Source organism: Candidatus Vogelbacteria bacterium, from assembly GCA_021414225.1.
GTDB lineage: Bacteria > Patescibacteriota > Minisyncoccia > Phycocordibacterales > XYD1-FULL-46-19 > JAIOOX01.
This window is the reverse complement of the sequence record JAIOOX010000002.1, coordinates 22,457-36,851: the sequence shown is the minus strand read 5'-3', so window position 1 is coordinate 36,851 and position 14,395 is coordinate 22,457. Positions and strand designations below refer to the sequence as shown.

General features: G+C 40.3%; 13 protein-coding genes. 8 read left to right on the top strand and 5 right to left on the bottom strand.

Going from position 1 to position 14,395, the window contains the following annotated elements; genetic code table 11:
* Nucleotides 1-36: 36 nt before the first annotated feature.
* A complete protein-coding gene (gene groL / locus K8Q91_00805; GenBank protein ID MCE9628526.1) occupies nt 37-1,677 on the bottom strand; it encodes a chaperonin GroEL in 1,641 nt (546 codons plus the stop codon).
* A 132-nt stretch (nt 1,678-1,809) separates the two neighbouring features.
* Nucleotides 1,810-2,112 (bottom strand): co-chaperone GroES, encoded by a 303-nt coding sequence (locus K8Q91_00800; protein ID MCE9628525.1) that lies wholly within the window; start codon nt 2,110-2,112, stop codon nt 1,810-1,812.
* A 125-nt stretch (nt 2,113-2,237) separates the two neighbouring features.
* On the opposite strand from K8Q91_00800, the gene secG reads away from it, so the two are divergent.
* The 5 genes from secG to K8Q91_00775 all read left to right on the top strand — a co-directional run bounded on the left by secG (nt 2,238) and on the right by K8Q91_00775 (nt 7,938).
* Nucleotides 2,238-2,468 (top strand): preprotein translocase subunit SecG, encoded by a 231-nt coding sequence (gene secG / locus K8Q91_00795; protein ID MCE9628524.1) that lies wholly within the window; start codon nt 2,238-2,240, stop codon nt 2,466-2,468.
* Nucleotides 2,469-2,547: 79 nt separating this feature from the next.
* A complete protein-coding gene (locus K8Q91_00790) occupies nt 2,548-4,332 on the top strand; it encodes a hypothetical protein (GenBank protein MCE9628523.1) in 1,785 nt (594 codons plus the stop codon).
* 26 nt (nt 4,333-4,358) lie between these two features.
* Nucleotides 4,359-6,254: a ribonuclease J gene (locus tag K8Q91_00785; protein MCE9628522.1), complete on the top strand. Its 1,896-nt coding sequence runs from the start codon at nt 4,359-4,361 to the stop codon at nt 6,252-6,254.
* A 59-nt stretch (nt 6,255-6,313) separates the two neighbouring features.
* Complete coding sequence (locus tag K8Q91_00780) at nt 6,314-7,498, top strand: MFS transporter (protein ID MCE9628521.1); 1,185 nt, start codon at nt 6,314-6,316, stop codon at nt 7,496-7,498.
* 101 nt (nt 7,499-7,599) lie between these two features.
* Entirely contained in the window at nt 7,600-7,938 is a 339-nt protein-coding gene (locus tag K8Q91_00775; GenBank protein ID MCE9628520.1) for a hypothetical protein, read from the top strand.
* A 166-nt stretch (nt 7,939-8,104) separates the two neighbouring features.
* Here the strand turns inward: K8Q91_00775 and K8Q91_00770 are convergent, their stop codons facing one another.
* On the bottom strand, nt 8,105-11,071 hold the full coding sequence (locus K8Q91_00770) for an ATP-dependent helicase (GenBank protein ID MCE9628519.1): 2,967 nt from the start codon (nt 11,069-11,071) through the stop codon (nt 8,105-8,107).
* A 387-nt stretch (nt 11,072-11,458) separates the two neighbouring features.
* Here K8Q91_00770 and K8Q91_00765 point away from each other — a divergent pair, with 387 nt between their 5' ends.
* Nucleotides 11,459-11,914: a GatB/YqeY domain-containing protein gene (locus tag K8Q91_00765; protein MCE9628518.1), complete on the top strand. Its 456-nt coding sequence runs from the start codon at nt 11,459-11,461 to the stop codon at nt 11,912-11,914.
* Nucleotides 11,915-11,968: 54 nt separating this feature from the next.
* Here K8Q91_00765 and K8Q91_00760 read toward each other — a convergent pair whose 3' ends face one another.
* Nucleotides 11,969-12,523: an NAD(P)H-dependent oxidoreductase gene (locus K8Q91_00760; protein ID MCE9628517.1), complete on the bottom strand. Its 555-nt coding sequence runs from the start codon at nt 12,521-12,523 to the stop codon at nt 11,969-11,971.
* Between the two features lie 34 nt (nt 12,524-12,557).
* Here K8Q91_00760 and K8Q91_00755 point away from each other — a divergent pair, with 34 nt between their 5' ends.
* A complete protein-coding gene (locus K8Q91_00755) occupies nt 12,558-13,595 on the top strand; it encodes an AI-2E family transporter (protein ID MCE9628516.1) in 1,038 nt (345 codons plus the stop codon).
* A gap of 5 nt (nt 13,596-13,600) precedes the next feature.
* Nucleotides 13,601-13,933: a 4a-hydroxytetrahydrobiopterin dehydratase gene (locus K8Q91_00750; GenBank protein MCE9628515.1), complete on the top strand. Its 333-nt coding sequence runs from the start codon at nt 13,601-13,603 to the stop codon at nt 13,931-13,933.
* A gap of 2 nt (nt 13,934-13,935) precedes the next feature.
* Here the strand turns inward: K8Q91_00750 and K8Q91_00745 are convergent, their stop codons facing one another.
* Nucleotides 13,936-14,388, bottom strand: coding sequence for a hypothetical protein (locus tag K8Q91_00745; GenBank protein ID MCE9628514.1), 453 nt, complete (start codon nt 14,386-14,388; stop codon nt 13,936-13,938).
* Between the last annotated feature and the right edge of the window lie 7 nt (nt 14,389-14,395).

Below are 14,395 nucleotides of genomic sequence, written 5' to 3'. Positions count from 1 at the left end.
AAAATCACCCAGTTGGGTGATTTTTTTGACCTTAATTTAATAATCCATTCCTCCCGGACCAGCAGTTTTTTCTTCTTTAGGAATGTCAGTAATAGCCACCCCAATAGTTAGATAATTAGTCGCCACCGAAATAGCATTAGTGAAAGCAGTCTTAGTCACTTTCAACGGATCAACAATCCCAACCTTCTTCAGATCTTCAATTGTATTAGTACGAGCATTGAAACCCAACCACAACTTGTCAGTCTTACCTTTCACTTCGTCTTTTTTGGTTTTTAATTCTTCCAAAATTACCGAGCTAGTCTCCCCACTATTTTCAATAATAGCCGTGATTGGCGCGTAAACTACTTTACGTAATATTTCGAGTGCATATTGTCCAGCTTCATCTTTGGTTTTAATACTATCGAGGGCTGAGTAGGAATTAAACAAGGCAATACCACCACCCGGCACCACTCCTTCTTCCATCGCCGCTCGAGTAGCCGCGACCGCATCTTCAACACGTTGCTTCAATTCTTTTTGCGCTGACTCGGTTGGGGCACCGACTTTGATCACCGCCACTCCACCAGAGAGTTTACCTAATCGTTCTTTCAATTTATCTTTATCATATTTTGACTCTGTTCGATCAATCGCCTGTTTTAATTGAGCCACTCGAGATTCAATATCAGCTTTCTTGCCTTTACCACCAACAATAATAGTATTGTCTTTACTAGAAATAATCCGTCGAGCACGGCCCAACATCGATACTTCGATCGCTTCCAACTTCAAGCCCACCGTTTCTGAAATCACTTGACCGCCAGTGACAACCGCAATATCTTCCAACATTTCTTTGCGACGGTCACCAAACCCAGGCGCCTTAATCGCCAAGCCATTGAAAATACCTCTCACTTTGTTGACAATCAAAGTAGTCAAAGCTTCACCATCAACATCTTCAGCAATAATGACTAATTCTTTTTTACCACTTTGAGCTAATTTTTCCAGCAAAGGCAAAATTTCTTTAATCGAAGAAATTTTCTTATCGGTAATCAAGATGTACGGATCAGTATATTCCGCTTCCATTTTCTCCATGTTAGTCACCATGTAGGGTGCAATATAACCCTTATCAAATTGCATCCCCTCCACCACCTCAGAAGAGTTAGATACTGTGTTGGAATCTTCGATCGTAATCACCGCTTCTTCACCGACAGTTTTGAAAACATCGGCAATCAACTCCCCAATTTCCGCATCCTTGGCTGACAAAGTAGCTACTTCTTTTATTTTATTATCTTTCACTTCTTCAGCTTGATCTTCTAAGGCGGCAATGATCGCTTCACCACCACGCTTAATCTCATCAGCTAAATGAATCACATTCATTCCCCTTTCACTAACCGCTTTTTCTCCTTCTTCAATTAAAGCTTGAGCTAAGATAATGGAAGTGGTAGTACCATCACCCACATTATCGTTAGTTTTATCAGCTGCCTGTTTGATCAAACTAGCCCCTAGATTTTCAAATCGATCTTCAAATTCAATTTCCTTAGCCACTGTCACACCATCAAGAGTGACTTGTGGTGCGCCATAAGCTTTTTCAATCACTACTGCTCGACCTCGAGGACCGAGGGTCATTTTGACCGCTAGTGACAACTTATCAATTCCCGCTTTCAGCGAGCGACGAGCTTCTTCATTAAAAATTACATTTTTAGCCATAGGTATTTACGGATATTTAAGAATTAAGCGAGCTTAGTTTTAAATTAGAGACTTCGCAGGCGGGTAGCCGAGACTGAGGAAAACTTTAGCAAAAGTTTATCCGTGCTCTAATTTAAAATCTAAGCGAGCGCCCTACTCGATTATTGCTAATATATTCGACTCTTTAATAATAAAATATTCTTTACCTTCAAATTTAATTTCGTCAGGCCCATATTTAGAGAATAAAACAGTTTGACCTTTCTTGATCCGCAATGGCACCAAGTCACCATCTTCGGTAAACCAGCCATCACCGACAGCTATAACCGTTCCCTGTTCCGGACGTTCTTTATCAATAGTATCTGGGATAATAATCCCTGATTTAGTTGTATTCTTTTCTTCCCGTTCAGGTAAGACCAACACTCGGTCACCTAACGGCTTAATGTTGATTCCTTTCATACAATCTTGTTTAAAAAGTTACAATTTTTAAAAGCGACCAACTTAACTCCTTTATATTGCCAGAAGGGAGACCTACGTCAAGACAGATATTGTCACCGACTGAAATCCGTGCTAACATCCAACCCATGGAACTTATAGGTTCAATATTACCCTATGTTCAAGTTGGACTATCTATTGTCTTAATAGGTCTGGTCTTACTTCAACAAAATGACGCCAGTCTAGGTACCGCCTTTGGTGGTGGAGAAAGTGCTGGTTCATTTCACAAAAAAAGAGGTCTAGAAAAAACCTTTTTTACCGCTACTATTATTGTTGCTATTCTGTTTGTTGGATCAGCTGTCCTTGCATTGTTCATCTAACCTGAGTTACAATAATACTATTCGGTTTTTGCTTATATCTTTAAATTTACCAAATTTTAGACTCTCTTAAATATATTCCGTGAACGATCTTTTTGTGGCGTTTAAAGCCAAGATTAGCTCTTGGTTAACCAACTCCCGAGCTATCCCTAATAAGTTAGAATTAAAAGCTGCTTATGTTTCTTTTCCTAAAAAAGTACAGCTACTTTTACTCTGTCTCGCTATTATAGGCACCATTACCTTGGTTTCTAGTTTAATCTTAGCTAACAAAAATTCCATGACTCAAATTGCTACCAGTGGTGGCAGTATGACAGAGGGCATGGTCGGACCACTTAGATTTATTAACCCGATTCTAGCCACCTACGACACCGACCGAGACATGACCAACTTAGTCTACTCTGGTTTACTAAGAAGGGAGGCTGATGGATCACTAACCACTGATTTAGCAGAAAAATACGAAGTTTCAACTGATGGTAAACGTTACACCTTTACTTTAAAGCCAGATTTGACCTGGCATGACGATCAACCTCTAACTAGTGACGACATTGAATTTACTATCAGCAAAGCTCAAGATCCTCTAATCAAAAGCCCTCGGCGGGCCAACTGGCAGGGAGTTTCTGTAGAAAAACCCGATGCTCAAACAATTGTTTTTGTCCTAGAGCAACCATATATTGGTTTTCTGGAAAATTTAACTATCGGTATTTTACCAAAACATTTATGGTCAGATGTCACCCCAGACAATTTCCCTTTTAGTGATTTAAATACTAATCCGATTGGTTCCGGACCTTACTTAATCAGTAAGATGAAAAAAGATTCTACTGGTATTCCTCAATATTATAACTTAGAGCCTTTTTCTAATTTTGCCCTAGGTAAACCACGAATCTCCATTGTCATAAATATTTATCCCAACGAAACTGAACGTTTGTTAGCCTACGAAACTGGTGCTATAAATTCGATGGCAGCGATCAGTCCAGAAGTGGCTAATAATTTAAAATTAAAAAACGCTCGCGTTGAGGAATCACCCCTACCTCGTATTTTTGCTATTTTCTTTAACCAAAACCAAGCTCCCGTTTTAGCCAACAAAGAAGTTCGCTTGGCTTTAGACACGGCTATCAATAAAGACACTCTAGTCACAAAAGTTCTACTGGGTCACGGCTTACCTTTAAACGGCCCCACCCAAACGAATCAAGCCCCTAAAGACAATTACAACGAGAACCAAAAAATTGAACAAGCTCGGGCAATTTTAGAACAAGCTGGTTGGAAAAAAAATACCTCCACTGGTATCTACGAGAAAACCGACCCAAAAAAGAAAACTACAACTACTTTGAGTTTGTCCTTATCAACTTCTGATACACCAGAGTTAAAAAAAGCGGGCGAAATAATCCAAAATACTTGGAAAAAAGTTGGAGTTGATGTTGAGTTAAAAGTTTTTGAAACTGGAACCTTACAACAAACAGCTATTAGACCTCGTAAATATGATGCTCTTCTATTTGGTCAGGTGGTCAGTCAAAATCAAGGCTTATTTGCTTTTTGGCACTCATCTCAACGTTTAGATCCTGGTTTAAATATTGCCCAATATACAAACCTTAAAGTAGACAAATGGTTGGATAATTCTCGCACCACCTTAGATCCTGATCAAAGTAAAATTGATCAAAATAAAGCTATCCAAGAAATTCAAAATGATATTCCCGCCATCTTCTTATATGCTCCTTATTTTATTTATGCGATACCCGATGAACTAAAAAACCTAAAACTAAATACTCTCCAAACTACCAGCGATCGATTTAATGAGATACACAAAACATTCATTAACACCGAGAGTATTTGGAAAATATTTGCTAGCAACAACAACATTATTAAACAATAGAAAATTATTAAATTAGAACAACATTTATGGAAACAACAGATAGCAACCAAACAGCAGTTCCGGCCACCGTCCCAAGTCCTGACACCAATAAACCAAAACCAGCCGGCAATCGTCGACCAACCAGACGCCCACCTAACTCTCGACCAGGTGGCCCACGTCGTCGACCTTTCGGTAATAGCCAACCCCACAACAGTGGTGATGGTGGTGAGAAAAGCGATAATCGTCAAAAACAAATTATTCCACCAATTGACCCGGGTGTTATCCGGGTTATTCCTCTTGGAGGGGTAGAAGAAATCGGTAAGAATATGACCGCAATCGAATTTGATAACACCATTTTAGTGATCGACATCGGTCTAGCTTTCCCTGGCGAAGAAACTCCTGGTATTGATTACATTATTCCTGACTCTACTTACGTTGAAGATAATAAACACAAAATCAAAGCGGTTATTATTACTCACGGCCACCTTGACCACATCGGGGGTATCCCTTATGTCATGCCAAAACTCGGCAATCCGCCACTTTATACTTCTCTATTGACCTCAGTTATGATTAAGAAGCGTCAAGAAGAATTTCCTTATCTACCCAAACTAGATATTCGTTTGGTGGAAAAACATGAGAGTTTGCAACTAGGAGACCTTAAGATTCGTTTCTTCGGGGCCACTCACACTATTCCTGACTGTTTTGGTGTCATCGTCGAAACCCCTTATGGTAATGTCATTTTCACTGGCGATTTAAAAATCGAAAATAAGGATGGTGTTCCAGCTCAATTTGAGATTGATACCTACACTAAACTCGGAGCGGAAAATAATCTACTCCTTATCGCTGATTCCACAAACGTCACCAAGGAAGGATTCTCTTATCCAGAAAAAGAAGTCCACGCCAACCTAAAAGAAATCATCCGCAACGTGCCCGGCCGAATAGTTATTGGGACTTTTGCTTCTTTATTTGATCGCATCATCTCAGTTGTTCAGTCCGCTGAAGAATTGGGCAAAAAAGTCGCCGTCGAAGGACGTTCGATGAAAAATAATATCGAGATCGCTAAAGAACTCGGTATTCTTAAAGTAAACAAAGATACTATTATCCCCTCAGAAAGTATTGGGGATTATCCCGACGATCGTCTAGTAGTCTTGGCTACCGGCGCTCAAGGTGACGAGTTTGCTGCTTTAATGCGTATCTCCAATAAAGAACACCGTACTTTCAAATTGAAAAAGGGAGACACTGTCTTACTATCTTCATCTGTTATTCCTGGTAATGAAAAAAGTGTTGATCGATTGAAAGACAACTTAGCTCGCCTTGGAGCTAAGATCATTCACTATGGTATCGCCAACGTCCACTCATCTGGCCACTCTTACAGTGGTGAAATGGCCTGGATTCACAAAATGATTAAGCCGAAGTTCTTCATGCCAGTACACGGCAGTCATTACATGTTGCGCGTTCACGAAGATTTAGCCATTTCACTAGGTATGCCTGAGAAAAATATTGTTGTACCAGACAACGGCATGATTGTAGAAATCATTGAAGGTGGAACCAAAATGATCCCTCGCAAGGAAACAGCTTCTAGTCGCTTAGTAATGGTTGACGGTTTAGGCAACGACAATGTTCAAGAAGTAGTCATTCGTGATCGACAGGTCTTGTCACAAGACGGTATGTTTGTGGTCATCGCCATTATTGATGTAAAAACTGGTAAGGTTCGCAAATCACCAGACATTATTTCTCGTGGCTTTGTTTATCTAAAAGAATCTCAAGATCTCCTTCACCAAGTTCGTGGCTTAACTAAAAAAACAATTGAAGACGCCACCAGTAAAATGCACCCAATTAATTTTGATTATCTCAAAAATTCCGTTCGAGAAGACTTGGGTAGATACCTCTTCCAAAAAACTCACAAACGACCAATCATTCTTCCTGTCTTAATTGAAGTTTAATTTAAAAACCCGCCGATCGGCGGGTTTTTAAATTACCACTCTTCCAGTATAATTAACCCATGCTCGTAAACGCTTCAGCCAAACAACTTCGCATTATCACCTATGTAGCGGTCTTTTTTTTAACTCTGACCGCTTCTCTGACTTCCTACATCAACTCCTCCTATTTAGCTACTTTAGTACCCGAAAATAAAGTTGGGTTAATTTATAGTTTAGGCTCTATTACTACGATTATTTTAACCCTACTAATACCTAAGATCCTGTGTCGACTAGGAATCAAATTATCAACCGTTATTATTTCCAGCCTCAGTATTGGTGGACTACTCCTCATTGTCTGGCAATCCCCTCTGGTTTTATTTTCGATCTTGGGTTTTATCTCCTACTACGCCCTCACTCAAGTCGCCCGTTATAACACCGATCTTTATCTAGAAACAATCTCTGACAACAAAGACACTGGTGGTATCCGTGGCGTCTTTATGACTATCATCAACCTAGCTTGGCTCGCTTCTCCTATCATTGCTAGCACCATCTTGGGTCCAACCGAAAGATTTTATTTATTGTATTTTATTTCCGCGATTTTAATGGTGCCTTTCATGATCATTATTGGTAAGGTTTTACCCGAACGAACAGTGTGTGACCCAACCAGCACCATCCAAGACCTATTGGCCCGATTGGGCAAATTAAACACCGCCAAAGATCGAGCTCTTCGCAAAATTCTCACAACCGATTTTTTACTAAACTTCTTCTACGCAGTCATGGTGATTTATTTACCACTACTCCTTCATGAACAAATTGGTTTTTCTTGGACAGAAATCGGTTTTATTTTCACCATCATGTTAATTCCATTTGTTATCATTGAATACCCACTCGGTAAAATAGCCGACAAGTGGTTGGGTGAACGAGAACTCTTGGCGACTGGCTTTATGATTGCCGGTGTCGCCACTATTTTAATATCAACTTTGCAGACGAAATATATGTGGCTCTGGGCAGGGCTACTTTTTCTAACTCGAGTGGGTGCCGCCACCATCGAGATTATGAAAGAAACAGCTCTTTTCAAACGAATTGACGGGAACGACGCCCCCATCCTTAGCTTCTCGAGAAACCTTTCACCTTTAGCTTATATAGCCGCCCCAGCTTTTGCTTTAATTTTCCTTAACACCGACAACTACCAAACCATATTCTTCGCTCTAGGTGTTGTGACACTTTTAGGTCTCTATCCAAGTCTTACTCTCAAAGATACTCGATAGAACTTGCATTTTATATAAATATATGTCATAATAATGATTAGATAGATTGGCTATGTGGCCAATTTTATAATTATAAACCTGAACAAAAAGAGAGGTCTCATATGAGCACTCCGGAAGTGATTATCACCATCTGCCTCGGCGTTATGGTCACCTGTATGCTGTTATTGTGTCTGATTCTCAAGGAAGCGAAGAACGAACAAGTCGCCAAACGGGCGAAACGTTTGGAGAAGCTAGAAAGAGAAAAAGCTGACCTGGCCCGAGATGCACGCATCTTAAAAGCCGAACTGGATCACTTTCCGCAAGAAAATGTGAATCAGCTAAGGGCCCTTGAGAGGCTTGAGCACGGCGTTCAGCACACAAATGATCTGTACACCTGGGAAGTGATACTCGATATGGTGAAGCAGACAGGGAAAAGAAGAATCCCTAAACCAATCACCTAACCCCGCCCGCAACCAAGACGATTCCCGCCTTGCGTTCGTGGGGCGGGTTTTGTTTTTTTATTTTTTAAGTTAAGCAAACTAAAGCAATTTTGGAGACTTCGGAAGATCGACGGATCGAGACTTGAGGAATTTTCTAGCAAGAAAATATCCGTGCTCCAAAATTGCTTTAGTTAGCGTCTGTCATTAGCCGTCGCAAGGCACAGTATTCACAATCCTTATCATCACAAGTTTTATCCCAAAACTTTAGATTAATAATTTCATCCGCCACTTTTTTAATCGTATCAGTCAATTCAATCACATCATTATCTGGAATCTCAAACTTTTCTTTTTTATACTTCCCCGTATCATTTGGCTCCACGAAATCTATTTCCCCAGACATCATCTTATACTTTCCATCCTCAAATAAATCTAACAGGATTTTATAAAACACCAACTGGCGGTAATAATTTCCATCCGCATCACGAGTCGCGCCCATCAAATCATTCCGGCTTTTTGGCTTGCCAGTTTTATAATCTGCTACATTTACATCAGCACCATCCCCTGTAAACTCTATTTTATCGAGCATTCCCACCAATTTAATATCTGAAGTTAACTCCACTCCTTTAATATTAAACTCGGTCAACACATTAATATTCCAACTTTGGTGATAAGTATCAAACCACCCACTAAGTGATTCCAAACCTTTTGCCAAGGTCTCCACCAAATCCTTTTCCGTTAACGGCTCCTGACGAAGATACTTCTCAAAACTAGCCAAGAGTGACTCTTTGGTAATATCTCGCTCCTTGGCATGCTTGAAGGCGTCTCTGAGGGCCGCGTGAACCGCAATACCATAAGCCTGATGCTTGGTCGGCACCGCTGGCAAACGAATGAGATTACGATAAAAGTATTGCCATGGACAAGCCAGGTAGTTATTTAAAGCTGTGACCGACAAACCCTGATCACGAAACAAACCAGCAATATATTCCCGATCCTTTAGGTCACTCTCCTTGGCTGGAGTCGGGCTAAGCAAAGTTTCTCGAACTTCAGCTAACTTGTCAGTCAAACCACTTGTATCAACATATTCTATTAACTCAGGCTTCAGTTCGGCAATAAACTGACTTGGCACCTGTTCACGACCACTATCACTAATCGCCGACAAACTAATGGTGACCAATTGCTTAGCTCTAGTTAAGGCTACATAAAACAAGCGTCGTTCATCACCAGTATCTTTGTCGTCCTCTTCACCCCCTTCTTTGTCTCTATCAACCAACTGATATATTTCGGACAATAACTTCAATTTGTCGCGACTACTCCGACCACCAAAGTGACCGTCATAAGCGCCAATAATAAAGACCGATTGAAACTCCAAACCTTTGGACCGATGGACAGTCATCAGGCGTACCTTGCCAACCACACTTGCTCGACTTTTATTTTTCAATAACACTTGATGTTTGTTGACCGTTTCGATAAATTCGAGGAAATCTTCTAGCCCCGCTTCCGGATGGCTCGCCACCAAATCAGACATAGTATTAAATAAAGCACCAATGGTCTCTAGCCGTTTTCGAGCCGTACTGCTGGTGACTAGCCTGTCTAGCAACTTTGATTCTTTCAAAACTTTCTCCACGAGTGGTAGTAATTCCAAATTATGGCTCGCCACATTCCAATCGGACAGTTGTTTGGCTAAGGTTGGAAACTTTCCGCCTACCAAAGAAATCAAAGATTGTTTTGATTGACTAGCTTGTCTGATCAAACCATAAGCGTCAATTGGTTCTACTCCCAAGAAGTCTAAATGTAGAGCTTGAGCCAAAGCTTCATCATTATCAAAATAATAAATAGCTTTAAATAAAATCAGCAACTTCCGAATATCAATATCGGCGAGTAAATTGTCATCAGATTCAATCACACAAGACACCCCCAATTTATCAAGTACGTTAGCAATAGGAAAAGCGTCTCGATTGTCTCGATACAAAACAGCTATCTCTGACGGCTCAACCCCGGACGCAATCTGATATTTGACGGACGAAGCCACAAAATACAACTCCGATAAGGGCGACGAACAGACAGCTACTTTGATAGATTCGGCTAAGTGACCCGTGTTAGCCTTCAACTCCGCCTGACCAGGTAGCAGTGAATGAGCCTGGTCAAGAATCGCCTGTGTCGAACGGTAATTATCTTCCAAGACTATTAATTTAGCTTCTGGAAAACGGTGTTTGAAATAATAAAAATTTTCTAGCGATGCTCCCTGAAAACGAAAGACAGCTTGCTTTTCGTCCCCCACCACAAACAAGTTGGGATAGTCATGAAAGCTAGCGATTAATTCCAAGACTTTATTTTGGGCATTGTTGGTATCTTGATGTTCATCCACCAAAATGTATTGATGTTCTTCTTGGAGACTAGAGAGCAAAGTCTGATTGGTTCGCAATTCCCGCAACACTTCCATGATCATGTCACTGTAATCATAAAATTTACGTTTAGTCAGTTCCGCTTCGTAACCAGCATAAACGTCGGCCAATTCCAAATTTTTATCAATCTGCCGACGCAACTTTTCGTACATTGATTTCACTTTACCTTTATGAGCTCCTTTCTCGTGGCGCAAGTCAGGAATTTGATCAAACGATTTATCTTTTTTAACCACAATCTGAGTAAACTCAGCTGGACTCAAACCTTCTCGTTTTAATTCATTAATCGATGACAAGATTGGCTTCACATACAACAGCGGATCACCAAATGGTCGCAAAATTTTCAACGGCAACTTGTTCAGTAACTCTTCGATGATTTTTATTTGATCAATCTCCGTAATATTAGTCGAACCAATAATTCGCGGGAATTCTTCTGGATAATTTTTGATCACGTCATTACAAAAACCATGAAAAGTACTAATCACCACCTGGTAGGCTCGACTACCAACAATAGTCGCTAAACGTTTCCGCATATTGGCCGCCGCGCTTTCAGTAAAGGTTAAGGCTAAAATATTAGCCGGGGCGGTATCGGTTTGTTTGAGAATATTGGCAATGCGTAAGGTTAAAATTTGAGTTTTACCTGTCCCTGGACCAGCCACCACCATCACCGGACCTTCAATAGTGTCCACCGCCTCCTTTTGGTGAGTATTTAAACGCTTATATTCTTCAGTGAATTTATAGTCTAGATCTGACATATGGAAAGTATATATGATTTTCTAATTTTTGCTTACCCATTGTCTTTATAGCTTAAATAGGTCTATGATTAATAACAGAGCCAGAAAGGAGCACTAGCCATGGACATTGAAGTGGTGATGATGCAACTCCGTCAAAGCTGGAAAGGTCTGCGCCTAGGTATTAAATCTCTGGTTTTCGGTTCCTGCCCGAATTGCGGGAACTCCGACAAAACAAAGATTAAACCGATCGGTACCGACCACAATCGAAGTGTCTTGAAATATTGCAAAAAATGTCACCACCAATGGTGACCTGTCCCGGAGCGCGCCATCTGCGTCGCTCCGGGACTTCCCTTTTCTAAAGACCCTTTTTATGCCACAATATCTTTATAATCGTTAACTTTAAATACCATGTCCCTACACGAGCAAATCAAAAATGAAATTAAAGAAGCCATGAAAGCTAAAGACCAGGTCAAATTGACAGTGGTTCGTGGCTTAGTCAGCGCTTTTACTAACGAAGCTGTCGCTAAAGGTAAAACCCCGACCGACCTACTAACCGATGAGGAGGTCTTAGCAGTTATCAAGCGTACCTCTAAACAACGAAAAGATTCCATTGACCAATTTATCGCTGGTGGCCGACCAGAATTAGCTGATGATGAGAAAGTAGAATTAGCTATTCTTGAGACTTACTTACCAGCCATGATGAGTTTGGAAGAAATTAAAAAAGTAGTCGAGGCAAAAAAAGCCGAGCTAGGTATGACCGATAAATCTAAAGCTGGTCAATTTGTTGGCGTAATTATGAAAGAATTATCAGGCCGTGCCGACGGAGTTGATGTCAAACAGGCAGTAGACGAATCATTCGCCTAAATTTAAAACTTCTCAACCAAAAAATCCGGCTTAAGCCGGATTTTTTGGTTGAGATTATTTATTTTTATTCCTTCCCTCTTTCAAAACTTGACCATACCACTTCATCTCATCTAAAACAGTTCCTAATTTCTTTCGCCAGTTATCCGGATCCTTAACTCGTCCATCTTCACCTATAATATCTTGGACCAAAGAAAAATAAACCGCATTCCTAATCGGCACCATCTGCAGCTCGACAGCTACCAAGCGTAACTGCTCTACCATTCTTGATCCACCTAGTGGTCCAGTCGAGACTCCGCAAATACCCAGCGGTTTACGATTATATTCTTGATAAGCCAAATCAAGTAACATTTTTAGTTCTCCAGAATAACCATGATTATATTCTGGAGCCACAATAATTAAACCATCAGCTTTGGTCATTATTTCTCGCCATCTATTAGTAGTCTCCGTCAGCTCAATTGTATTACCAATTGAAAAATCTTTAATATCAAGCAAGTCAGTCTCAAACCCATAAGCCTCAGTTTCTTCAACTACAAACTTAGCCACCGCTTCACTACGACGACCAGGCCGACTAGTTCCCAACAAAACAGGTATAAATAGTTTCTCGTTCATAACTTGTAGTATAACAAAAAATAGATACAATTAGATGATGATTAAAAACCGTATCCAAACTGTATCATTTTTTACCGCTTTAGCTTTAGCCCTAGCCTCTGTCCTCTTTATTTTTAAACCATTTTTCCCTGGACTGTTTCTGGCCCTAACTTTTGCTATTGTCTCGCGACCTTTATACCGCTGGGTTGACCGTCGATTTAGCTCAAAACCTATCCTATCCACCACGACCACTTTTTTGATTATTGTCGCCCTCATCCTGGTTCCAACAGGTATTATTGGTACTCAAATTTTCAATCAAGCTCAAGATGTCTACCAAAATTATCTAGGCCCAGACGGTGGTCAATCTGTTAAAAACACTACTAGTGAAATAACCAAACAAATCACTGGGTACATCCCCGGTCTAGAGAACAAGGCTTTTGATTTAGAACCCATTCGCCAGAAATTTACCACCTGGATTACTGATAATCTTAATCAACTTTTTTCTAGCGCTATTAGTTTAGCTGTAAATTTACTAGTCTTTTTATTTGCGCTATTTTATTTAATTAAAGACGGTAGTAAATTTAAAAAAGCTTTATACAAACTTAGTCCTCTAAGTAAGGACGACAGTGAGTCTATTATTAAACGATTTGAAGCGACCGTTCATTCTGTCGTCTTAGGATCTCTGTTAGTGGCCCTCATCCAAGGTATCATCACCACCATTGGTCTGTTTATCTTCCGAGTACCAGAAGCTTTTCTATTAGGTAGCGCTTCGGTTATCGCCGCTTTAATACCAGGTGTTGGCCCTTCAATCATTATGCTTCCCGCTGCTGTTTTTCTATATTTTGCTGGCCACACCTGGGCTGCTATTGGCCTAGCTATTTGGTCTATCTTAATAGTGGGAACTATTGATAACTTTATTCGACCATTTTTGATTGAGCGGGGTATGAAAGTGCATCCTTTCTTGATTTTAATTTCTGTTTTAGGTGGTTTGTCAGTCTTTGGTCCGATCGGTTTTCTTCTAGGGCCAGTTGTCTTGAGCTTCTTTTTCAGTTTGGTCGAGATTTACACACGCCTAGCTGACGAGGCCATTTAGTTAATATGACCAACAATCTAACCAATGAGCACTGTCTACCCTGTGAAGGTGGTATGTTACCTTTAACGGAAACGCTGTATAAACCTCTTCTTAGCCAACTGGAAAATGGGTGGAATATTGTCGATGGAAAAAATATAACTAAAGAATTTGTTTTTACTAACTTCAAAGAAGCTCTGGCTTTCGTTAATCAAGTTGGGATCTTAGCTGAGACCGAAAACCATCACCCAGATATTAACTTGCACGACTACAAAAAAGTAACCATTAATCTCACCACCCACGCTATTGGTGGACTATCTAAAAACGATTTTATTGTGGCCTCAAAGATAGAGACCTTGTAAAACTAGTTACGGTAATGAGGATGTAGTCTTGAAGCTAAGGCTAAGGCGGTCGCAATAATGGCCAAATTTTTAATGATGTACTGACCTTCCATGGTTGGCACTAAGGGTCTAGTCCAAGTCACTGTTGGTAATAAAAACAAAGGTAAGCAAGTTGTGACCAAATGCGGTATTAATAAGAAAATAGCGATTCGTTCATAACGAGGCAACAGAAAGAAAATGCCAATAACCATCTCATAAACACCAAAAGCAATAATAAATTGCTCAAATGAGATGAAAGGTAGAGTTTTAGTTAAGAGTTGGGCTACTAACGGATTAGCTGGACTCATGCCAAATACCTTCAAAGCCCCAAACCAGAAGAACACCACAAACAAAGAAAAACGAGCTAGAGGTACACTGATCTTTTTGACAGTGCCTAGGATGAGCCGATCTAGAAAATAGAAAACTTTGCTAAACATCACTTAC